Origin of the sequence: Pseudomonas sp. LS_2 (assembly GCF_042709235.1) — a bacterium.
GTDB lineage: Bacteria > Pseudomonadota > Gammaproteobacteria > Pseudomonadales > Pseudomonadaceae > Aquipseudomonas.
In genome coordinates this window covers 51,889-71,694 of record NZ_JAVAYC010000020.1, presented here as the reverse complement: position 1 = coordinate 71,694, position 19,806 = coordinate 51,889, and the positions used below count along the sequence as shown (strand labels likewise).

At 62.8% G+C, this 19,806-nt stretch carries 22 protein-coding genes, 1 tRNA gene and 1 CRISPR repeat array (1 of these 24 only partly in view); of the genes, 21 read left to right on the top strand and 2 right to left on the bottom strand.

Annotated elements, in window-relative coordinates; genetic code table 11:
• Positions 1–262: a CRISPR direct-repeat array (repeat unit 28 nt; unit sequence GTTCACTGCCGTATAGGCAGCTCAGAAA) (it extends 1,810 nt beyond the left edge of the window).
• Between the two features lie 292 nt (positions 263–554).
• Positions 555–639: transfer RNA gene (locus RAC97_RS17920), tRNA-Leu, on the bottom strand.
• 108 nt (positions 640–747) lie between these two features.
• On the opposite strand from RAC97_RS17920, the gene queA reads away from it, so the two are divergent.
• The 6 genes from queA (at position 748) to RAC97_RS17890 (ending at position 6,818) form a co-directional block, all read left to right on the top strand.
• A complete protein-coding gene (gene queA / locus RAC97_RS17915) occupies positions 748–1,797 on the top strand; it encodes a tRNA preQ1(34) S-adenosylmethionine ribosyltransferase-isomerase QueA (protein WP_375099849.1) in 1,050 nt (349 codons plus the stop codon).
• Between the two features lie 14 nt (positions 1,798–1,811).
• A complete protein-coding gene (tgt, locus tag RAC97_RS17910) occupies positions 1,812–2,927 on the top strand; it encodes a tRNA guanosine(34) transglycosylase Tgt (protein WP_375099865.1) in 1,116 nt (371 codons plus the stop codon).
• A gap of 40 nt (positions 2,928–2,967) precedes the next feature.
• The gene (gene yajC / locus RAC97_RS17905; protein WP_110735801.1) at positions 2,968–3,303 is read left to right on the top strand and encodes a preprotein translocase subunit YajC; all 336 of its coding nucleotides are present in this window, start codon (positions 2,968–2,970) and stop codon (positions 3,301–3,303) included.
• A 64-nt stretch (positions 3,304–3,367) separates the two neighbouring features.
• Positions 3,368–5,230, top strand: a complete 1,863-nt coding sequence (gene secD / locus RAC97_RS17900; protein WP_375099847.1) for a protein translocase subunit SecD — start codon at positions 3,368–3,370, stop codon at positions 5,228–5,230.
• Between the two features lie 10 nt (positions 5,231–5,240).
• Positions 5,241–6,149 carry a protein translocase subunit SecF gene (secF, locus tag RAC97_RS17895; protein WP_375099846.1) on the top strand — a complete coding sequence of 303 codons (909 nt, stop codon included), beginning with the start codon at positions 5,241–5,243 and terminating at the stop codon, positions 6,147–6,149.
• A gap of 120 nt (positions 6,150–6,269) precedes the next feature.
• Positions 6,270–6,818, top strand: coding sequence for a glycine zipper 2TM domain-containing protein (locus RAC97_RS17890; protein ID WP_375099845.1), 549 nt, complete (start codon positions 6,270–6,272; stop codon positions 6,816–6,818).
• A gap of 134 nt (positions 6,819–6,952) precedes the next feature.
• Here the strand turns inward: RAC97_RS17890 and suhB are convergent, their stop codons facing one another.
• Positions 6,953–7,771: an inositol-phosphate phosphatase gene (gene suhB / locus RAC97_RS17885; protein ID WP_375099844.1), complete on the bottom strand. Its 819-nt coding sequence runs from the start codon at positions 7,769–7,771 to the stop codon at positions 6,953–6,955.
• 151 nt (positions 7,772–7,922) lie between these two features.
• On the opposite strand from suhB, the gene trmJ reads away from it, so the two are divergent.
• From trmJ to ispG, 15 genes are all read left to right on the top strand, one after another.
• Positions 7,923–8,693 (top strand): tRNA (cytosine(32)/uridine(32)-2'-O)-methyltransferase TrmJ, encoded by a 771-nt coding sequence (gene trmJ, locus RAC97_RS17880; protein WP_375099843.1) that lies wholly within the window; start codon positions 7,923–7,925, stop codon positions 8,691–8,693.
• A 4-nt stretch (positions 8,694–8,697) separates the two neighbouring features.
• On the top strand, positions 8,698–9,486 hold the full coding sequence (cysE, locus tag RAC97_RS17875) for a serine O-acetyltransferase (RefSeq protein ID WP_375099842.1): 789 nt from the start codon (positions 8,698–8,700) through the stop codon (positions 9,484–9,486).
• 168 nt (positions 9,487–9,654) lie between these two features.
• A complete protein-coding gene (gene iscR / locus RAC97_RS17870; RefSeq protein ID WP_375099841.1) occupies positions 9,655–10,146 on the top strand; it encodes a Fe-S cluster assembly transcriptional regulator IscR in 492 nt (163 codons plus the stop codon).
• Between the two features lie 48 nt (positions 10,147–10,194).
• On the top strand, positions 10,195–11,409 hold the full coding sequence (locus RAC97_RS17865; protein WP_375099840.1) for an IscS subfamily cysteine desulfurase: 1,215 nt from the start codon (positions 10,195–10,197) through the stop codon (positions 11,407–11,409).
• A gap of 46 nt (positions 11,410–11,455) precedes the next feature.
• Positions 11,456–11,842, top strand: coding sequence for a Fe-S cluster assembly scaffold IscU (gene iscU, locus RAC97_RS17860; RefSeq protein WP_007929523.1), 387 nt, complete (start codon positions 11,456–11,458; stop codon positions 11,840–11,842).
• A 23-nt stretch (positions 11,843–11,865) separates the two neighbouring features.
• A complete protein-coding gene (gene iscA / locus RAC97_RS17855) occupies positions 11,866–12,189 on the top strand; it encodes an iron-sulfur cluster assembly protein IscA (RefSeq protein ID WP_029613656.1) in 324 nt (107 codons plus the stop codon).
• 8 nt (positions 12,190–12,197) lie between these two features.
• A complete protein-coding gene (gene hscB, locus RAC97_RS17850; RefSeq protein ID WP_375099839.1) occupies positions 12,198–12,719 on the top strand; it encodes a co-chaperone HscB in 522 nt (173 codons plus the stop codon).
• Positions 12,720–12,762: 43 nt separating this feature from the next.
• A complete protein-coding gene (gene hscA / locus RAC97_RS17845) occupies positions 12,763–14,625 on the top strand; it encodes a Fe-S protein assembly chaperone HscA (RefSeq protein WP_375099838.1) in 1,863 nt (620 codons plus the stop codon).
• A gap of 3 nt (positions 14,626–14,628) precedes the next feature.
• Positions 14,629–14,970 carry an ISC system 2Fe-2S type ferredoxin gene (fdx, locus tag RAC97_RS17840; RefSeq protein ID WP_375099837.1) on the top strand — a complete coding sequence of 114 codons (342 nt, stop codon included), beginning with the start codon at positions 14,629–14,631 and terminating at the stop codon, positions 14,968–14,970.
• Positions 14,971–14,979: 9 nt separating this feature from the next.
• On the top strand, positions 14,980–15,180 hold the full coding sequence (gene iscX / locus RAC97_RS17835; RefSeq protein ID WP_375099836.1) for a Fe-S cluster assembly protein IscX: 201 nt from the start codon (positions 14,980–14,982) through the stop codon (positions 15,178–15,180).
• An 87-nt stretch (positions 15,181–15,267) separates the two neighbouring features.
• Complete coding sequence (ndk, locus tag RAC97_RS17830) at positions 15,268–15,699, top strand: nucleoside-diphosphate kinase (protein ID WP_013971021.1); 432 nt, start codon at positions 15,268–15,270, stop codon at positions 15,697–15,699.
• A 24-nt stretch (positions 15,700–15,723) separates the two neighbouring features.
• Positions 15,724–16,869 (top strand): 23S rRNA (adenine(2503)-C(2))-methyltransferase RlmN, encoded by a 1,146-nt coding sequence (gene rlmN, locus RAC97_RS17825; RefSeq protein ID WP_375099835.1) that lies wholly within the window; start codon positions 15,724–15,726, stop codon positions 16,867–16,869.
• A 13-nt stretch (positions 16,870–16,882) separates the two neighbouring features.
• Entirely contained in the window at positions 16,883–17,644 is a 762-nt protein-coding gene (gene pilW, locus RAC97_RS17820) for a type IV pilus biogenesis/stability protein PilW (RefSeq protein ID WP_375099833.1), read from the top strand.
• Positions 17,641–18,669, top strand: coding sequence for a RodZ domain-containing protein (locus RAC97_RS17815; RefSeq protein ID WP_375099832.1), 1,029 nt, complete (start codon positions 17,641–17,643; stop codon positions 18,667–18,669). Before pilW ends, RAC97_RS17815 begins: the two co-directional genes overlap by 4 nt.
• Before the next feature lie 3 nt (positions 18,670–18,672).
• A complete protein-coding gene (ispG, locus tag RAC97_RS17810; RefSeq protein WP_375099831.1) occupies positions 18,673–19,782 on the top strand; it encodes a flavodoxin-dependent (E)-4-hydroxy-3-methylbut-2-enyl-diphosphate synthase in 1,110 nt (369 codons plus the stop codon).
• Positions 19,783–19,806: the final 24 nt, after the last annotated feature.

Sequence of the window (19,806 nt, the reverse complement as noted above, 5' to 3'; positions counted from 1 at the left end):
TGCCGTATAGGCAGCTCAGAAATGAGCCCACTGGCCCGTGCGCAGAAGCTCGAGGTTCACTGCCGTATAGGCAGCTCAGAAATGGCCGACAACACGTTCTACACGCCCGACTTCGTTCACTGCCGTATAGACAGCTCAGAAAAAGCAATACGCCCCACCCGGCCCACCAACCACGTTCACTGCCGTATAGGCAGCTCAGAAAACCAGGTCGATGACCTTGGCAGTGGTTGCGTCGTTCTCTGCCGTATAGGCAGCTCAGAAAAGAGCATCTCAGTGAATGGCACGGGCTGCGCCCGTGATCGCGACGCAAGGCCGCTCCCACAGAAATTGCGCATGCACGAGAGAGTAGAGCAAGGCTGTTGTTTCCGGGGCGAGTGCCATGCGGCTGGGATTAGCTTGCAGGCGACGATTGAGTCCCACCGCAGAGGCTTTGCGGGGGAGGAGTCATAAGTGGCGGGGGCCAAAGCCAGCTAGTGGCTCCAGTACCTCTGCTTCGCATCCGCCAAATCGCACCCACAAAAAAACCGACCATAAGGTCGGTTTTTTCTGGATCTTGGTGCCCCGAGGGAGACTCGAACTCCCACTCCTTTCGAAAACGGATTTTGAATCCGCCGCGTCTACCAATTCCGCCATCAGGGCTTGTGGCGCCGCAGTATAGAGAGGGTCCTTCACTCGGTCAATCGGCTTTCATGGTCAATTTTCGCTCGTTGAGCTAAACTTTCCGGCCCTGTCGAACCGAACACCATCATGCGCGTCGCCGATTTCTCTTTCGAACTCCCTGACTCCCTCATCGCCCGCCACCCCTTGGCCGAGCGCCATGGCAGCCGCCTGCTGGTCCTTGATGGGCCGAGCGGGGAGCTGGCGCACCGGCGTTTCACCGACCTGCTCGAGTACCTGCGCCCCGGCGACCTGATGGTGTTCAACAACACCCGGGTCATTCCGGCGCGGCTGTTCGGCCAGAAAGCGTCCGGCGGCAAGCTCGAAGTGCTGGTCGAGCGCGTGCTCGACAGCCACCGCGTGCTTGCCCATGTGCGTGCCAGCAAGGCGCCGAAGGTGGGAGCGCAGATCCTGATCGATGGCGGCGGCGAGGCCGAGATGGTCGCGCGCCACGACACACTGTTCGAACTGCGCTTCGGCGAAGAAGTGCTGCCGCTGCTCGAGCGTGTCGGGCATATGCCGCTGCCGCCTTATATAGACCGCCCCGACGAAGGCGCCGACCGTGAGCGCTACCAGACCGTCTACGCCGAACGCGCAGGCGCAGTGGCCGCGCCTACCGCCGGGCTGCACTTCGACCAGGCGCTGCTGGAGCAAATCGCCGCCAAGGGCGTCGAGCAGGCCTTCGTCACTCTGCACGTGGGCGCAGGCACCTTCCAGCCGGTGCGGGTCGACAAGCTCGAAGACCACCACATGCACAGCGAGTGGCTGGAAGTGAGCCAGGATGTGGTCGATGCCGTACAGGCCTGCCGCGCCCGTGGTGGCCGGGTGATCGCCGTGGGTACCACCAGCGTGCGTTCGCTGGAAAGCGCGGCGCGCGATGGCCAGCTCAAGGCGTTCAGCGGCGACACCGACATCTTCCTGTACCCCGGCCGGCCATTCCACGTGGTCGATGCCCTGGTCACCAACTTCCACCTGCCGGAGTCCACGCTGCTGATGCTGGTCTCGGCCTTCGCCGGCTACCCCGAGACCATGGCCGCCTACGCGGCGGCGGTCGAGCAGGAGTACCGCTTCTTCAGTTACGGTGATGCCATGTTCATCACCCGCAATCCGGCGCCGCGCGGCCCCGAGGATCAAGCATGAGTCGCACCTGTCGAATGTCCTTCGAACTGCTGGCCACCGACGGCAAGGCCCGTCGCGGTCGGCTGACCTTCCCCCGTGGCACCGTGGAAACCCCGGCGTTCATGCCGGTAGGCACCTACGGCACGGTCAAGGGCATGCTGCCGCGGGACATCGAGGCCATCGGCGCCGAAATCATCCTGGGCAATACCTTCCACCTGTGGCTGCGCCCGGGTACCGAGGTCATCAAGAAGCACAATGGCCTGCACGACTTCATGCAGTGGAAAGGCCCGATTCTCACTGACTCCGGCGGTTTCCAGGTGTTCAGCCTGGGGGCAATGCGCAAGATCAAGGAAGAAGGCGTGACCTTCGCCTCCCCCGTGGACGGCTCCAAGGTGTTCATGGGGCCGGAAGAGTCCATGCAGGTACAGCGCGACCTGGGCTCGGACATCGTGATGATCTTCGACGAATGCACCCCGTACCCGGCCGAGCACGACGTGGCGCGCACGTCCATGGAGCTTTCGCTGCGTTGGGCGCAGCGCTCGAAGAATGCCCATGGCGACAACACCGCCGCGCTGTTCGGTATCGTCCAGGGCGGCATGTACGAAGACCTGCGCATGCGCTCGCTGGAAGCGCTGGTCAAGATCGACTTCGACGGCCTGGCCATCGGCGGCCTGTCGGTGGGCGAGCCCAAGCACGAGATGATCAAGGTGCTGGACTACCTGCCCGCACAAATGCCGGCTGACAAACCTCGTTACCTTATGGGGGTAGGCAAGCCAGAAGATCTTGTAGAGGGTGTGCGCCGCGGCGTCGACATGTTCGACTGCGTGATGCCCACGCGCAATGCGCGAAACGGGCATCTGTTCGTCGATACGGGGGTGATCAAGATCCGCAACGCGTTCCATCGCCACGATGATTCGCCGCTGGATCCGACCTGTGATTGCTATACCTGCACCCACTTCTCCCGCGCCTATCTCCATCACCTGGACAAGTGCGGCGAAATGTTGAGCAGCATGCTGAATACCATCCACAACTTGCGCCATTACCAGCGCTTGATGGCCGGTTTACGCGAGGCTATTCAACAGGGTAAATTGGCCGCCTTCGTCGACGCCTTCTACGCCAAGCGCGGGCTTCCCGTACCGCCCTTGGATTGACTGCTGCTCTTAATATTAAAAATCGCAACTGGAGTGCCCAATGAGCTTTCTGATTCCCGCCGCCTACGCGGACGCTGCAGCCCCAGCCGCCGGCCCAGCCGGTACCGGCTTCGAGTGGATCTTCCTGGTCGGTTTCCTGGTCATCTTCTACCTGATGATCTGGCGTCCACAGGCCAAGCGCGCCAAAGAGCAGAAGAACCTGCTGAGCAACTTGCAGAAAGGTGACGAAGTTGTGACCAACGGCGGTATCGCCGGCAAGATCGTCAAGGTTGCCGATGACTTCGTGGTCCTGGAAGTGTCCGACAACGTCGAACTGAAGTTCCAGAAGGGCGCCATCGCCGCGACCCTGCCAAAAGGTACGCTCAAGGCTATCTGAGTTACCGGTTTTATTTTTCCAGTCGGGGCGCGCAAAGCGCCCCGCGTCTTGAACGGGCGGCGTGATGCTGAACAAATACCCTCTGTGGAAATACCTGCTGATCGTGTTGGTACTGGCGGTCGGCTTTATTTATTCCGCTCCCAACCTCTACCCGGACGACCCGGCGGTGCAGATCAGCGGCGCAAGCTCCGCATTGCACGTGAGCCAGGCCGACCTGGACCGCGCCACCAAGGCGTTGACCGACGCCGGCCTCGCTGTAAAAGGCGGCAGCCTGAGCGAGAAGGGCAGCGCGCTGGTGCGCCTGACCAAGCAGGAAGACCAGCTTCCGGCCAAGGATGTGGTGCGCAAGGCCCTGGGCGATGAATACGTCGTGGCCTTGAACCTGGCACAGACCACCCCGCAGTGGCTGCGCAACATTGGCGCCAGCCCGATGAAGCTGGGCCTGGACCTCTCCGGTGGTGTGCACTTCCTGCTGGAAGTGGACATGGAAAAGGCCATGAGCGCCCGCCTGAAGGTCTACGACGGTGAAGTGAAAAGCCTGCTGCGCAAAGAGCGCGTGCGCTACCGTACCCTGCCCCAGCAGGACGGCGCGATCATGCTGGGCTTCGCCGACGATGCTACCCGCGACCAGGCCCGTGACCTGATCCGCAAGAATTTCAATGATTTCGAGCTGACCACCACCGAGCGCAGCGAGCTCGCGGTGCTGCGTCTGGTGCTGACCCCGGCGAAAGTCGCGGAGATCCGCGAATACGCGATCAAGCAGAACCTCACCACCGTCCGTAACCGGGTCAACGAGCTGGGCGTGGCCGAGCCGCTGGTACAGCGCCAAGGCGCCAACCGTATCGTGGTCGAGCTGCCCGGCGTGCAGGACACCGCCGAAGCCAAGCGTATCCTCGGCAAGACCGCCAACCTGGAATTCCGCTTCGGCGCCGAGCCGGGTGCGTCCAAGGCCACCACCGAGGTCTTCGAGTTCCGCGAAGGCGGCCGTTCCGCGCCGGTCGAGCGCGGCCTGATCATCACCGGTGACCAGGTCACCGACGCCCAGGCCAGCTTTGACGAGCACGGTCGCCCGCAGGTGAACATCCGCCTCGACGGCCATGGTGGCGAGCTGATGAGCCGCGCTACCCGCACCAACGTCGGTCGCAGCATGGCGGTGATCTTCATCGAGCAGAAGCCGGTCACCCGCTACGTCAAGCAGACCGTTGACGGCGTCGAGAAGGAAGTGGCGGTACAGAGCTTCCTGGAAGAGAAGAAGATCATCAGCCTGGCAACCATCCAGTCGCCGCTGGGCAGTCAGTTCCGCATCACCGGCCTGAACGGCCAGGGCGAATCGTCCGAACTGGCCTTGCTGCTGCGTGCCGGTGGCCTGGCAGCGCCGATGTACTTCGCTGAAGAGCGCACCATCGGCCCAAGCCTGGGCGCCGACAACATCACCAAGGGTATCGACGCATCCCTGTGGGGCATGTTGTTTGTCTCGCTGTTCATCATCGCCATCTACCGTGCCTTCGGCATCATCGCCACCGTTGCCCTGGCGGGCAACATGGTGCTGTTGCTGGCGCTGATGTCGCTGCTGGGCGCGACCCTGACCCTGCCGGGTATCGCCGGTATCGTGTTGACCATGGGTATGGCGGTCGATGCCAACGTGCTGATCTTCTCGCGTATTCGCGAGGAAATAAAAAACGGCATGTCGGTGCAGCGCGCTATCCACGAAGGCTTCAACCGTGCCTACACCGCGATCATCGACGCCAACCTGACCAGCCTGCTGGTCGGCGGCATCCTGTTCGCCATGGGTACCGGCCCGGTCAAGGGCTTCGCGGTTACCATGTCCCTCGGGATTTTCACCTCGATGTTCACTGCCGTCATGGTGACCCGTGCAATGGTCAACCTGAGCTGCGGCGGGCGTGACATCAAGAAGCTGTGGGTTTGAGGGAGCTGCGATGAAAACCATCAACTTCATGGGCGTGCGCAACATCGCGTTCGCCGTTACCGTGCTCCTCACCGTGCTGGCGCTGTTCAGCTGGTGGCAGAAGGGCCTGAACCTGGGCCTGGACTTCACCGGCGGTACGTTGATCGAGCTGACCTACGAGCGCCCTGCAGACCTGCAGACCGTGCGTAGCGAGCTGGCCAGTTCCGGCTTCCACGATGCCGTGGTGCAGAGCTTCGGCGCTACCACCGACCTGCTGGTGCGCATGCCGGGCGACGACCCGCAACTGGGCAACAAGGTGGCCGAGGCGCTGCAGAAGGTGAGTGGGGACAACCCGGCCACCATCAAGCGTGTCGAGTTCGTCGGCCCGCAGGTGGGCGAGGAGCTGCGTGACCAGGGCGGCCTGGGCATGCTGCTGGCACTGGGCGGCGTGCTGGTGTACCTGGCGTTCCGTTTCCAGTGGAAGTTCGCGGTCGGTGCGATCGTCTCGCTGGTCCACGACGTGGTCGTGACCATGGGTATCCTGTCGTTCTTCCAGATCACCTTCGACCTGACGGTACTGGCGGCGGTGCTTGCGATCATCGGCTACTCGCTGAACGACACCATCGTGGTATTCGACCGGGTACGTGAGAACTTCCGGGTGATGCGCAAGGCTTCGCTGATCGAGAACATCAACGTCTCGACCACCCAGACCCTGCTGCGCACCATCGCGACCTCGGTGTCGACCTTGCTGGCCATCGCCGCGCTGCTGTTCTTTGGCGGCGACAACCTGTTCGGCTTCTCCCTGGCGCTGTTCATCGGTGTCATGGCGGGTACCTACTCGTCGATCTACATCGCCAACGTGGTGCTGATCTGGCTGAACCTGAGCAGCGAAGACCTTATTCCTCCGGTGAAAGCCGAGGGTGTGGACGACCGTCCATAAGGTTTTTCCTGCGCCGTTTGGCGTAAAGAGAGGCGCGAGTGTTGAACTCGCGCCTTTTTTTTTGCTCCAAGGCAGGGAGAAGGCGGGCAATGTCCCGCAGCTATGATCAGGAGGTTTCACGTGAATAAATCAATGCTGGTGGGTGCGGTTCTGGGTGCTGTCGGTGTAACCGCCGGAGGTGCTGTGGCGACCTACAGCTTGGTGAACAAAGGGCCTGAGTACGCCCAGGTCACCGACGTGCAGCCAATCAAGCAACAGGTGAAGACGCCGCGTGAGGTGTGCAAGGACGTGACCGTTACCCGGCAACGTCCGGTGCAGGACCAGCACCAGATCGCCGGTACCGTGGTCGGTGCGCTGGCGGGTGGCCTGCTGGGCAACCAGATTGGCGGTGGCACCGGCAAGAAGATCGCGACCGTGGCCGGTGCGGTCGGCGGCGGTTATGCGGGCAACAAGGTGCAGGAGGGCATGCAGGAGCGTGATACCTACACCACCACGCAAACCCGCTGCAATACCGTCAATGATGTCAGTGAGAAGGTCGTAGGCTACGACGTGACCTATTCCATCGGTGACCAGGTCGGCAAGGTGAAGATGGACCACGAGCCGGGCTCCAGCATTCCGCTGGACAAGAACGGCAAGTTGATCCTGAGCCAGAACCAGCCGGGGCAGTGATCGGGTTTTGACGCCCCTACAGGTTCGTCGCTATGCCTGTAGGGGCGGGCTTGCTGGCGAACGCTTCGCCGCCGGTTAAAAATCCAGGCACAAAAAAAGCACCCTAGGGTGCTTTTTTCATTCAGGCAATACGCTCAGCGCTTCAGGCTTTCCGGCAGGTGCGGCTGGATCGCCGTCAGTACCGCCTTGAAGCACTTGATGTTGCCGGCAACGATGTGGCCCTTGTCGAGGAACTCATGGCCACCGTTGAAATCGCTCACCAGGCCGCCTGCTTCCTGGATCAGCAGCACGCCTGCGGCCATGTCCCACTCGGACAGACCCGATTCCCAGTACGCATCAAAGCGGCCGGCGGCCACGTAGGCCAGGTCCAGCGAAGCGGCGCCCGCACGGCGGATGCCGGCGGTCTGGCCGGTCAGGGCGCGGAACATCCCCAGGTAGTTGTCCAGGTCGGCCATCTGGCTGTCGCGGAACGGGAAGCCCGTGCCCAGCAGGGCGCCTTCCAGGCTGCTGCGCGAGCTGACGCGCAGGCGACGACCGTTGAGTTGAGCGCCACGGCCACGGCTGGCGGTGAATTCTTCCTGGCGCACCGGGTCGACGATCACGGCGTGCTCGAGGCGGCCACGGTATTTGCAAGCGATGCTGACAGCGAAGTGAGGTACGCCACGCAGGAAGTTGGTGGTGCCATCGAGCGGGTCGATGATCCACAGGTAGTCCTTGCCTTCTTCACCGGTACCGGCGTGCAGGCCGGTCTCTTCACCCTGGATGGAGTGGTTCGGGTAGGCTTTGCGCAGGGCATCGACGATGACCTTCTCGGCGGCGCGATCAACCTCGGACACGTAGTCCTGGGCGCCTTTTTCGTCGACCTTGATGCTGTCCAGGCGTTCGATGGAGCGGAAAATCAGTTCACTGGCGCTGCGAGCGGCGCGCAGGGCGATATTCAGCATAGGCTGCATGGGCGTTTCACCTGGAGATGTTAAAGAAGAAAGCCGCATAGTCTATCAGAAAACTGTTCAGGCAGAAGGGCGACATTCGCTTTCATGGCGTTACGCCCGTCGCTTATGTAAGATCACTGCCCCCTTTATTCCCATCTGTGAGCGCATCACCTTGCTGCAGAATATTCGTGTTGTTCTGGTCAATACCAGCCACCCCGGTAACATCGGCGGCGCTGCACGAGCCATGAAAAACATGGGCTTGTCGCGCCTGGTGCTGGTTCAACCCCTGGATTTCCCCGCCAGCGACGCCAGTGCGCGCGCCTCGGGCGCCGATGACGTGCTGGAGGGGGCCCAGGTGGTGGGCAGCCTCGAGGAAGCGCTGGTCGGCTGCAGCCTGGCCATTGGCACCAGCGCCCGCGAGCGCAGCATTCCCTGGCCGTTGCTCGACCCGCGCGAGTGCGGGGTCAAGGCGGTGGAGCAGGCTGGCGAGGGCGCGGAAATTGCCCTGGTCTTTGGCCGCGAACACGCCGGGCTGACCAACGAAGAACTGCAGCGATGTCACTTTCACGTGCACATCCCCTCGAACCCGGACTTCAGCTCGCTGAACCTTGCCGCCGCCGTGCAGGTGCTCGCCTACGAGGTGCGCATGGCCTGGCTGGCGGCACAGGGCGCAGCGGCGAAGGACGAGACGTGCGAGGCCAACTCGGCCCGTACCGGTGAGTTGGCGACCCTGGACGAAATGGAGCGGTTCTACGACCACCTGGAAAAGACCCTGGTGGACATCGGCTTCCTCGACCCCGAAAAGCCCCGGCACCTGATGGCGCGTCTGCGTCGGTTGTACGGGCGCAGTTCGGTCGATCGTTCGGAAATGAGCATTCTGCGCGGCATCCTCACCGAGACCCAGAAGGTCGCAAGGGGCGAGCCGCATAAGCGCAAGGACTGAAAAGATGTTCGAACGTCTGCGTGAAGATATTCAAAGTGTGTTCCATCGTGACCCGGCAGCACGCAACGCCTTCGAGGTGCTCACCTGCTACCCGGGCATGCACGCCATCTGGCTGCACCGCCTCGGGCATGCCCTGTGGGTGCGCGACTTCAAATGGCTGGCGCGGCTGGTGTCGAACTTCGGGCGCTGGATGACCGGTATCGAGATCCACCCTGGCGCCACCATTGGTCGACGCTTCTTCATCGACCACGGCATGGGCATCGTCATCGGCGAAACCGCCGAGATCGGCGACGATGTCACGCTGTACCAGGGCGTTACCCTCGGCGGCACCAGCTGGAACAAGGGCAAGCGCCACCCGACCCTGGAAAATGGCGTGGTGGTCGGTGCCGGGGCCAAGGTGCTCGGGCCCTTCACCGTCGGTGCCGGGGCCAAGATCGGTTCCAACGCGGTGGTCACCAAGGCGGTACCGGCCGGTGCCACGGCGGTTGGCATTCCGGGGCGGATCATCGTCAAGAACGAGGCCGATGACGCCGTCGAGGCCAAGCGCAAGGCCATGGCCGAGAAGCTCGGCTTCGACGCCTATGGCGTCAGTGGCGACATGCCCGACCCGGTGGCCCGTGCCATCGGCCAGATGCTCGATCACCTGCAAGCGGTGGACGAGCGCCTGGAGGGCATGTGCGGCGCGCTGACCAACCTGGGCAGCGACTACTGTGCCAAGGAACTGCCAGCGCTGCCCGAGGATGACTTCGCCGACGCCAAGCAGGTAGTCGGCAGCGACACTCGGCCGCATTGATACCGGCCACCTGATGCATGGGGCGTGTGATTACGCCCCTGTTCTGCTATAGTCGCGCCCGCCTCCCAGCTGCAATCCCGACTAAAGCACTAGGTCTTATAGTTGACTTAAATGCTCGGGAATCGCATACTCGCTCACATCCTGTAACTCCCGTGGTACCCAATAGCCATGCGACTGACTACCAAAGGCCGATACGCCGTGACCGCCATGCTCGACCTGGCGTTGCACGCGAAGCATGGGCCGGTGTCTTTGGCCGATATTTCCGAGCGCCAGGGCATTTCCCTCTCTTATCTGGAACAGCTGTTCGCCAAGCTGCGCCGCAGCAACCTGGTTTCCAGCGTTCGCGGCCCCGGCGGCGGCTACCAGCTGTCGCGGGACATGTGCACCATCCAGGTGGTCCAGGTCATCGATGCGGTCAACGAATCGGTCGACGCCACCCGTTGCCAAGGCCTTGGGGATTGCCACGCCGGTGATACCTGCCTGACCCACCACCTGTGGTGCGATCTCAGCCAGCAGATCCATGAATTCCTCAGCGGCATCAGCCTGGCCGACCTCGTCATGCGCCGTGAGGTGCAGGAAGTCGCCCAGCGCCAGGACCTGCGACGTGTCGCCGGTCGTGCCGCCCAGTTGGACAAGATTGAGACGTCCGCCGTCGACTGAACCCCGTAGCGACGAGCGCTGACGCCACCGCCTGATAGGAGATACTCAATGAAGTTGCCGATCTACCTCGATTACTCTGCGACCACCCCGGTCGATCCTCGCGTCGCCCAGAAAATGGCCGACTGCCTGCTGGTCGACGGGAACTTCGGTAACCCGGCATCGCGCTCCCACGTCTTCGGCTGGCGCGCCGAAGAAGCGGTCGAGAACGCCCGTCGCCAGGTCGCCGACCTGGTCAATGCCGACCCGCGCGAGATCGTCTGGACCAGCGGCGCTACCGAGTCCGACAACCTGGCAATCAAAGGTGTCGCGCACTTCTATCACACCAAGGGCAAGCACATCGTCACCTCCAAGATCGAGCACAAGGCCGTGTTGGACACCGCCCGCCAGCTCGAGCGCGAAGGTTTCGAGGTCACCTATCTCGAGCCCGGCGAAGATGGCCTGATCACCCCGGCCATGGTCGAGGCGGCCCTGCGTGAAGACACCATCCTGGTGTCGGTGATGCACGTGAATAACGAAATCGGCACCATCAACGACATCGCCGCCATCGGCGAACTCACCCGCGCTCGCGGCGTGTTTTTCCACGTCGATGCCGCCCAGTCGACCGGCAAGGTCGAGATCGACCTGCAAAAGCTCAAGGTCGACCTGATGTCCTTCTCCGCCCACAAGACCTACGGCCCCAAAGGCATCGGCGCACTGTACGTCAGCCGCAAGCCGCGCGTACGCCTGGAAGCCACCATGCACGGCGGTGGTCACGAGCGCGGCATGCGTTCGGGCACCCTGGCCACCCACCAGATCGTCGGCATGGGCGAGGCTTTCGCCGTCGCCAAGCAGGACATGGCCAGCGAGAACGCTCGCATCAAGGCCTTGAGCGACCGCTTCTTCAAGCAGGTTTCTCACCTGGAAGAGCTGTACATCAACGGCAGCGCGACTGCCCGCGTGCCGCACAACCTGAACCTGAGCTTCAACTACGTCGAAGGCGAGTCGCTGCTGATGTCCCTGAAGGATATCGCCGTGTCCTCGGGTTCGGCCTGCACCTCCGCTTCGCTGGAGCCGTCCTACGTACTGCGCGCCATTGGCCGCAACGACGAACTGGCGCACAGCTCGATCCGCTTCACCTTCGGTCGCTTCACCACCGAGGAAGACGTGGATTACGCCGCGCAGAAAGTCGTCGAGGCGGTGAACAAGCTGCGCGAACTGTCGCCCCTGTGGGACATGTACAAAGACGGCGTCGACATCTCCAAGATCGAGTGGGCCGCCCACTAAGCAGTCGCCGGCAAGAGCGGCTCCCTGATGAGGAAGGAATTGCACCATGGCATACAGTGAAAAGGTCATCGACCACTACGAAAACCCACGCAACGTCGGCAAGATGAACGCCGAGGACCCGGATGTCGGGACCGGCATGGTCGGCGCGCCAGCGTGTGGTGACGTGATGCGTCTGCAAATCAAGGTCAACGAGCAAGGCATCATCGAAGACGCCAAGTTCAAGACCTACGGTTGCGGTTCGGCCATCGCCTCCAGCTCCCTCGCTACCGAGTGGATGAAGGGTAAGACCCTGGACGAGGCCGAGACCATCAAGAACACCCAGCTGGCCGAAGAACTGGCGCTGCCGCCGGTGAAGATCCACTGCTCGGTACTCGCCGAGGACGCCATCAAGGCGGCCGTGCGTGACTACAAGCAGAAGAAAGGCTTGATCTGAGACACCTGTCTTAAGGAGTTCCGATGGCTATCAGCATGACAGAAGCCGCCGCCAACCATATTCGCCGCTCCCTCGACGGGCGCGGCAAGGGTGAAGGTATCCGCCTGGGCGTGCGCACCACCGGCTGCTCGGGCCTGGCCTACGTGCTGGAGTTCGTCGACGAGCTGGCCAGCGAAGACCAGGTGTTCGAGAACCATGGCGTGAAGGTCATCATCGACCCGAAGAGCCTGGTGTACCTCGACGGCACCGAGCTGGACTTCGTCAAGGAAGGGTTGAACGAAGGCTTCAAGTTCAATAACCCCAACGTACGCGGTGAGTGTGGCTGCGGCGAAAGCTTCAATGTCTGAGGCTTGATGTGGGTACTCCTTGTCATTTCGCCCTGTTCGACCTCCAGCCGGGCTTTCGTCTTGACCTCGACAAGCTGGCCACCCGCTACCGCGAGCTGGCCCGCGAGGTTCATCCGGACCGTTTCGCCGACGCCTCCGAGCGTGAGCAGCGGGTAGCCCTGGAAAAGTCCGCTGCGCTCAACGATGCCTACCAGACCCTGCGCAGTGCGCCGCGTCGCGCCCGCTATCTGCTGGCCATCGGTGGCCACGAAGTGCCCCAGGAAGTCACCGTGCACGACCCGGACTTCCTGTTGCAGCAGATGCAGTGGCGAGAAGAGCTCGAAGAGCTGCAGGACGAAGCCGACCTGGATGGCGTTGGCGTGTTCAAGAAGCGTTTGAAGGCCGCCCAGGACACGCTCAACGATGATTTCGCCGCCTGCTGGGACCAAGCTGCCGAGCGCGACAAGGCCGAACGCCTGATGCGCCGCATGCAGTTCCTCGACAAGCTCGCCCAAGAAGTGCGCCAGTTGGAAGAGCGCCTCGACGATTAACCCCGGCGTTATCCGTGATGACGCCTAAGGTATTCAGATAAGCATGGCCCTACTGCAGATCGCCGAACCCGGTCAGAGCCCCCAGCCGCACCAGCGTCGCCTGGCGGTGGGTATCGACCTGGGCACCACCAACTCGCTGGTCGCTGCCGTGCGCAGCGGGCGCAGCGAACCGCTGCCCGATGCCCAGGGCGAGGTCATCCTGCCGTCCGCGGTGCGCTACCTCGAAAACGCCCTTGAGGTCGGGCAGGCTGCGCGCGTTGCTGCCTCCAGCGACCCGCTGAACACCGTCCTGTCGGTCAAGCGCCTGATGGGGCGTGGCCTGGCTGACGTCAAACAACTCGGCGAGCAGCTGCCGTACCGCTTCGTCGGCGGCGAGTCGCACATGCCGTTCATCGACACTGTCCAGGGGCCGAAAAGCCCGGTGGAAGTGTCTGCTGACATCCTCAAGGTGTTGCGTCAGCGTGCCGAAGAAACCCTCGGCGGTGAGCTGGTTGGCGCAGTCATCACCGTGCCTGCCTATTTCGACGATGCCCAGCGCCAGGCCACCAAGGACGCTGCGCGTCTGGCTGGCCTGAACGTGCTGCGCCTGCTCAACGAGCCGACCGCTGCCGCCGTGGCCTATGGTCTGGACCAGAATGCCGAAGGCCTGGTGGCCATCTACGACCTGGGCGGCGGTACCTTCGATATTTCCATACTGCGTCTCACTGCTGGCGTCTTCGAAGTGCTGGCCACCGGTGGCGACAGCGCCCTGGGCGGCGATGACTTCGATCACGCCATTGCTGGCTGGATCATCGAGCAAGCGGGCCTGTCCTCCGACCTTGACCCGTCGGCCCAGCGTCAGCTGTTGCAAACCGCCTGCGCTGCGAAAGAGGCGCTGACCGAGGCCGAAGTGGTCAAGGTCAGCCATGGCGCCTGGCAGGGCGAACTCGGCCGCGCCGCCTTCGAGGCCTTGATCGAGCCCCTGGTTGCCCGCAGCCTCAAGGCTTGCCGTCGCGCGGTGCGTGACAGCGGCGTGGAGCTGGAAGAAGTGGCAGCAGTGGTCATGGTCGGGGGTTCGACCCGCGTACCACGGGTGCGCGAAGCAGTCGGTGCGCTGTTCGGTCGTACTCCGCTGACTTCCATCGACCCCGACCAGGTCGTCGCCATCGGCGCCGCGATCCAGGCCGACACCCTGGCGGGCAACCGCCGCGAGGGTGGCGAGCTGCTGCTGCTCGACGTCATTCCGCTGTCGCTCGGCCTTGAGACCATGGGCGGCCTGATGGAAAAGGTGATTCCGCGCAACACCACGATTCCCGTGGCCCGCGCTCAGGAGTTCACCACCTACAAGGATGGCCAGTCGGCCATGATGATCCATGTGCTGCAAGGTGAGCGCGAGCTCATCAGCGACTGCCGCTCCCTGGCTCGTTTCGAGCTTCGTGGCATTCCGGCGATGGTCGCCGGTGCCGCGAAGATCCGCGTGACCTTCCAGGTCGACGCCGACGGCCTGCTCAGCGTCGCGGCCCGTGAACTGGGCTCGGGCGTGGAGTCGAGCATCCAGGTCAAGCCATCCTACGGGCTGACCGATGGCGAGATCGCGCGCATGCTCAAGGACTCCTTCGAGCATGCAGGCGTCGACAAGCAGGCGCGTCAGCTGCGCGAGCACCAGGTCGACGGCGAGCGTCTGCTCGAAGCGGTGCAGGGCGCCCTGGATGCCGACGGCGAGCGCCTGCTCAGCGCCGAGGAGCGCGAGGCTATCGCCTTCCAGATGCAAGAATTGCGTGATTTGCTCAGCGGCACCGATGGCGCGGCCATCGAGCAACAGACCAAGCGTCTGTCGCAGGTGACCGATGCTTTTGCCGCCCGTCGCCTTGATTCGACGGTCAAAGCCGCACTGGCCGGGCGCAACCTGAATGAGATCGAGGAGTAACCGATGCCGCTGGTGACATTCCTGCCGCATGAAAAATTCTGCCCCGAGGGGCTGACCGTGGAAGTGCCCATCGGGACCAACATCCTGGAGCTGGCCCACGACCATCACATCGAGATGGAAAGTGCCTGCGGCGGCGTGAAGGCCTGCACCACCTGCCACTGCATCGTGCGCAAGGGGTTCGACTCCCTCGAGGAGGCCGATGAGCTGGAAGAAGACATGCTGGACAAGGCTTGGGGCCTGGAAGCGCAGTCGCGACTGGGTTGCCAGGTGGTCGTGGGCGACCAGGACCTCACCATCGAGATCCCGAAATATTCGCTCAACCATGCCGCAGAAGCGCCGCACTGAGGGTTCAGCATGACTTTGAAATGGATTGATGTACTTGAGATCGCCATCCAGCTTGCGGAAAGCAAGCCGGAAGTCGATCCTCGTTACGTGAATTTCGTCGATCTGCACCGTTGGGTGCTGGCCTTGCCAGAATTCAGCGACGATCCGTCCCGCGGCGGCGAGAAGGTGCTCGAGGCCATCCAGGCGGCCTGGATCGAAGAAGCCGACTGAGCGTCTCTGCAGGTTAGGCAATCCCCTGGAACCCGCGTATAATTCGCGGGTTTAATTTTTCGCAATACTCAAATTCTGGAGTTTTCCATGGCTGTTCAACGTACTTTCTCCATCATCAAGCCTGACGCCGTTGCCAAGAACGTCATCGGCGAGATCACCACTCGCTTCGAAAAAGCTGGCCTGCGCGTCGTCGCTTCGAAGATGAAGCAACTGTCCAAGGCCGAAGCCGAAGGCTTCTACGCTGAGCACAAAGAGCGCGGTTTCTTCGGCGATCTGGTTGCCTTCATGACTTCCGGTCCGGTCATCGTCCAGGTTCTGGAAGGCGAGAACGCCGTTCTGGCCAACCGTGAGCTGATGGGCGCCACCAACCCGAAGGAAGCTGCTGCCGGCACCATCCGCGCCGACTTCGCCGTATCCATCGACGAGAACGCCGTACACGGTTCCGACTCGGAAGCCTCCGCTGCCCGCGAAATCGCTTACTTCTTCTCCGCTACCGAGCTGTGCGACCGCATTCGCTAAGCGAAGCAGGTCTTGGGTGATTCCATGAGTGACATGACTGGCAAGATCAACCTGTTGGGCCTGACCCTCCAGGAAATGGAAAAATTCTTCGATTCGATCGGAGAGAAGCGTTTTCGTGCCGGTCAGGTCATGAAATGGATTCACCACTATGGCGTCGACGATTTCGCCGCCATGACCAACGTCGGCAAGGCCTTGCGCGAAAAGCTCGAGGCCGTTGCCGAGATTCGGGGACCGGAAGTGGTCAGCGAAGACATTTCCGCCGACGGCACCCGCAAGTGGGTGGTCCGCGTTGCCTCCGGCAGTTGCGTCGAAACCGTCTACATCCCCACTGACGACCGCGGCACCCTGTGCGTGTCGTCCCAAGCCGGCTGTGCCCTGGATTGCAGTTTCTGCTCCACCGGCAAGCAAGGCTTCAACAGCAACCTCACCGCCGCCGAAGTGATCGGCCAGGTGTGGCTTGCGAACAAATCCTTCGGGACCGTACCGGCCAAGATCGACCGCGCCATCACCAACGTGGTCATGATGGGCATGGGCGAGCCCCTGCTGAATTTCGACAATGTCATCGCCGCCATGAAGATCATGATGGAAGATCTGGGTTATGGCATTTCCAAGCGTCGCGTCACCTTGTCCACCTCGGGCGTGGTGCCGATGATCGACGAGCTGGCCAAGCACATCGACGTGTCGCTGGCCCTCTCGCTGCATGCGCCGAACGACGAGCTGCGCAACAAGCTGGTACCGATCAACAAGAAGTACCCGCTGAAGATGCTGCTGGAGTCGTGCATGGGCTATATGTCCACCCTCGGCGGCAAGCGCGTGCTCACCATCGAGTACACCCTGCTCAAGGACGTCAACGACCAGCCCGAGCACGCCGCTCAAATGATCGAGCTGCTGCGCGATGTTCCGTGCAAGATCAACCTGATCCCGTTCAACCCGTTCCCGCACTCGGGCTACGAGCGGCCAAGCAACAATGCCATCCGCCGCTTCCAGGACCTGCTGCACCATGGCGGCTTCAACGTCACCACCCGTACCACCCGTGGTGAAGACATCGACGCCGCCTGTGGCCAGCTGGTCGGCCAGGTCATGGACCGCACCCGTCGTAGCGAGCGCTACATTGCCGTGCGCCAGCTGAGCGCCGAAGGCGAGCAGCAAGACAGCGCCGTGCGCCACTGACCGGGGCCTGCCCATGACCCTGCGCGCCGCGCTATCGCTCCTGACGCTCGTGCTGTTGGCCGGTTGTGTGTCCGGTGGCGCCAGCGATCCACTGGGCAGCCGCCAGGGACGGGATGATGCAGGGCGCGCCTATGTGCAATTGGGCCTTGGGTATTTGCAACAAGGTTTGACCGGTCAGGCCAAGGTGCCGTTGGTCAAGGCGTTGGACCTCAACGCCAGCGATGCCGATGCCCATGCCGCCCTGGCACTGGCCTTTCAGGCCGAAGGCGAACCGGCGCTTGCCGAGGAGCATTTTCATAAAGCCCTTGCCGCGCGCCCCGGCGACACCCGCATTCGCAACAACTACGGCAGTTTCCTATATGCTCAGGGCCGGCTTCACCAGGCCGAGCAGATCTTTCGCCAAGCCGCTGCCGATACCCTGTATCCTGAGCGTTCCCGGGTCTACGAGAACCTGGGCTTGACTGCCTTGAAGCAGGGGCGTCGCGAACAGGCGCACGAATACCTGATCAAGGCGCTGCAGCTCAACCAGCGTCAACCCGGGGCACTGCTGGAAATGGCTGAGTTGTCCTACGAAAACAGGCATTATGTGCCCGCTCGGGACTATTACGATCGCTTCAGCCAGTACAGCGACCCCAATGCCCGCAGCCTGCTGTTGGGCAGCCGCCTTGCCCGCGTGTTTGAAGAACACGGCAACGCGGCGCAGCTTGGCCAGCAATTACAACGACTTTATCCCGGTACGCCGGAATATCAGCAATACCTGTCGGAGCAACGATGAAAGCCGCGCACCCAGAAGTAGCAGCAGCGACTCACCAGAACCCCGGTGAAGTCTTGCGCCAGGCCCGCGAAACCCGCGCCTGGTCGCAGGCCGAAGTGGCCCGCAAGCTCAACCTCACGGTAACTTCGCTGAACAACCTGGAAAACGGTGCCTTCGACAAGCTTCCTGGGCATACCTTCGCCCGTGGCTACATTCGTGCCTACGCCAAGCTGATGGATATGGACCAGGCGCCGCTGGTCGAGGCCTTCGACCAAGTCACCGGCACCCACGCCAAGGGCAGCGACGTACATGCCCTGGGACGCATCGAGGAGCCGGTGCGGCTGTCCCACAACATCCTGCGAGTGGTGAGCCTGCTGCTGCTGGTGGCGGTGATCGGTGGTGGCTTCTTCTGGTGGCAGGACCAGGGCAGCTTGCGTACCAAGGACCTGGCCAAGATCGCGCTGGAGCATGTCGAGGTCGAGAGTGCCGACGGTACTACCCAGATACACCCCCTGGACGAGCCTGAAGACCAGGCCGTGAGCGCTGGCCAGCAACCGGAAAGCGCGCCGTTGCCGCTTGAGCCCGCTGCGGGCGAGCAAGCCCAGGAAACCAACACGGATACCACCCCGGAAGCCACTGCGAGCACCGAACCTGTTGCCCCTGCTGCGCCACAGACCCCGGCCGTCGCAGCCGCACAGCCTCATGCGCCTGCTGCCGCTCCCGCACCAACCCCCTCAGCACCTGCTACCCCGCCAGTTGCCACTGCCCCTGCGCCAGCCGCCCAGCCGAGCGTACTGCCAGCTGGCGATGGCCGCGTCGCTATCCAATTCACCGCCGATTGCTGGACCCAGGTCACCGATGGCAACGGCAAGGTGTTGTTCAGCGCCATCAAGCGCAAGGGCGACAGCCTGGAGCTGACCGGCAAACCGCCGTTCTCGGTACGCCTGGGCTTCGCCCGCGGCGCGCAGGTCAGCTACAACGGTCAGGCGGTCGACGTAGCCCCGTTCACCAGTGGCGAGACCGCTCGCCTGAAGTTGGGACAGTAAGTCATGCACGGCGAATCTCCGATCAAACGTCGCGAATCGCGGAAAATCTGGGTCGGCAATGTGCCGGTGGGCGGCGATGCCCCCATCGCGGTGCAGAGCATGACCAACACCGACACCAACGACGTCGCCGCCACCGTCGGGCAGATCCAGCGCCTGGTCGATGCGGGTGTGGACATCGTTCGCGTCTCGGTGCCGGACATGGACGCCGCCGAAGCCTTCGGCAAGATCAAGCAGCTGGTCAGCGTGCCCTTGGTCGCCGACATCCACTTCGACTACAAGATCGCCCTGCGCGTGGCTGAGCTCGGCGTCGACTGCCTGCGCATCAACCCCGGCAACATCGGCCGTGAAGACCGCGTGCGCGCCGTGGTCGACGCAGCCCGCGACCGGGGCATCCCGATTCGTATCGGGGTCAATGCCGGTTCCCTGGAAAAAGACCTGCAGAAGAAGTACGGCGAGCCGACCCCCGCTGCACTGGTCGAGTCGGCGTTGCGCCATGTCGAGCACCTCGACCGCCTGGATTTCCAGGACTTCAAAGTCAGCGTCAAGGCCTCCGACGTGTTCATGGCCGTCGAAGCCTACCGCCTGCTGGCCAAGCAGATCGTCCAGCCCCTTCACCTGGGCATCACCGAAGCCGGTGGGCTGCGCTCGGGAACGGTGAAATCCGCCGTCGGCCTCGGTATGCTGCTGGCCGAAGGCATTGGCGATACCATTCGTATTTCCCTGGCCGCCGACCCGGTCGAGGAAGTGAAGGTCGGCTACGACATCCTCAAGTCGCTGCACCTGCGTTCCCGTGGCATCAACTTCATCGCCTGCCCGAGCTGCTCGCGGCAGAACTTCGATGTGGTCAAGACCATGAACGAGCTGGAAGGGCGCCTGGAAGACCTGCTGGTGCCGCTGGACGTCGCCGTGATCGGCTGCGTGGTCAACGGCCCGGGTGAGGCCAAGGAGTCCCATGTCGGCCTGACCGGTGGCACGCCAAACCTGGTGTACATCGATGGCAAGCCGGCACAGAAGCTGACCAACGACAACCTGGTCGACGAGCTCGAAAAGCTCATCCGCCAGAAAGCGGCCGAGAAGGTCGAGGCCGACGCGGCGCTGATCGCCCGTGGCTGATACACAGATTCGTAAGGATTTTTC

Excerpts from the sequence above, each read along its gene's own strand:
- iscU (WP_007929523.1), top strand. The coding sequence starts at position 11,456 with ATGGCATACAGTGAAAAGGTCATCGACCACTACGAAAACCCACGCAAC.
- fdx (WP_375099837.1), top strand. The coding sequence starts at position 14,629 with ATGCCGCTGGTGACATTCCTGCCGCATGAAAAATTCTGCCCCGAGGGG.
- rlmN (WP_375099835.1), top strand. The coding sequence starts at position 15,724 with ATGAGTGACATGACTGGCAAGATCAACCTGTTGGGCCTGACCCTCCAG.
- tgt (WP_375099865.1), top strand. The coding sequence starts at position 1,812 with ATGTCCTTCGAACTGCTGGCCACCGACGGCAAGGCCCGTCGCGGTCGG.
- secF (WP_375099846.1), top strand. The coding sequence starts at position 5,241 with ATGAAAACCATCAACTTCATGGGCGTGCGCAACATCGCGTTCGCCGTT.
- ndk (WP_013971021.1), top strand. The coding sequence starts at position 15,268 with ATGGCTGTTCAACGTACTTTCTCCATCATCAAGCCTGACGCCGTTGCC.
- ispG (WP_375099831.1), top strand. The coding sequence starts at position 18,673 with ATGCACGGCGAATCTCCGATCAAACGTCGCGAATCGCGGAAAATCTGG.
- suhB (WP_375099844.1), bottom strand. The coding sequence starts at position 7,771 with ATGCAGCCTATGCTGAATATCGCCCTGCGCGCCGCTCGCAGCGCCAGT.
- queA (WP_375099849.1), top strand. The coding sequence starts at position 748 with ATGCGCGTCGCCGATTTCTCTTTCGAACTCCCTGACTCCCTCATCGCC.
- iscR (WP_375099841.1), top strand. The coding sequence starts at position 9,655 with ATGCGACTGACTACCAAAGGCCGATACGCCGTGACCGCCATGCTCGAC.
- pilW (WP_375099833.1), top strand. The coding sequence starts at position 16,883 with ATGACCCTGCGCGCCGCGCTATCGCTCCTGACGCTCGTGCTGTTGGCC.
- secD (WP_375099847.1), top strand. The coding sequence starts at position 3,368 with ATGCTGAACAAATACCCTCTGTGGAAATACCTGCTGATCGTGTTGGTA.
- RAC97_RS17815 (WP_375099832.1), top strand. The coding sequence starts at position 17,641 with ATGAAAGCCGCGCACCCAGAAGTAGCAGCAGCGACTCACCAGAACCCC.
- hscA (WP_375099838.1), top strand. The coding sequence starts at position 12,763 with ATGGCCCTACTGCAGATCGCCGAACCCGGTCAGAGCCCCCAGCCGCAC.
- RAC97_RS17865 (WP_375099840.1), top strand. The coding sequence starts at position 10,195 with ATGAAGTTGCCGATCTACCTCGATTACTCTGCGACCACCCCGGTCGAT.
- iscA (WP_029613656.1), top strand. The coding sequence starts at position 11,866 with ATGGCTATCAGCATGACAGAAGCCGCCGCCAACCATATTCGCCGCTCC.
- iscX (WP_375099836.1), top strand. The coding sequence starts at position 14,980 with ATGACTTTGAAATGGATTGATGTACTTGAGATCGCCATCCAGCTTGCG.
- cysE (WP_375099842.1), top strand. The coding sequence starts at position 8,698 with ATGTTCGAACGTCTGCGTGAAGATATTCAAAGTGTGTTCCATCGTGAC.
- yajC (WP_110735801.1), top strand. The coding sequence starts at position 2,968 with ATGAGCTTTCTGATTCCCGCCGCCTACGCGGACGCTGCAGCCCCAGCC.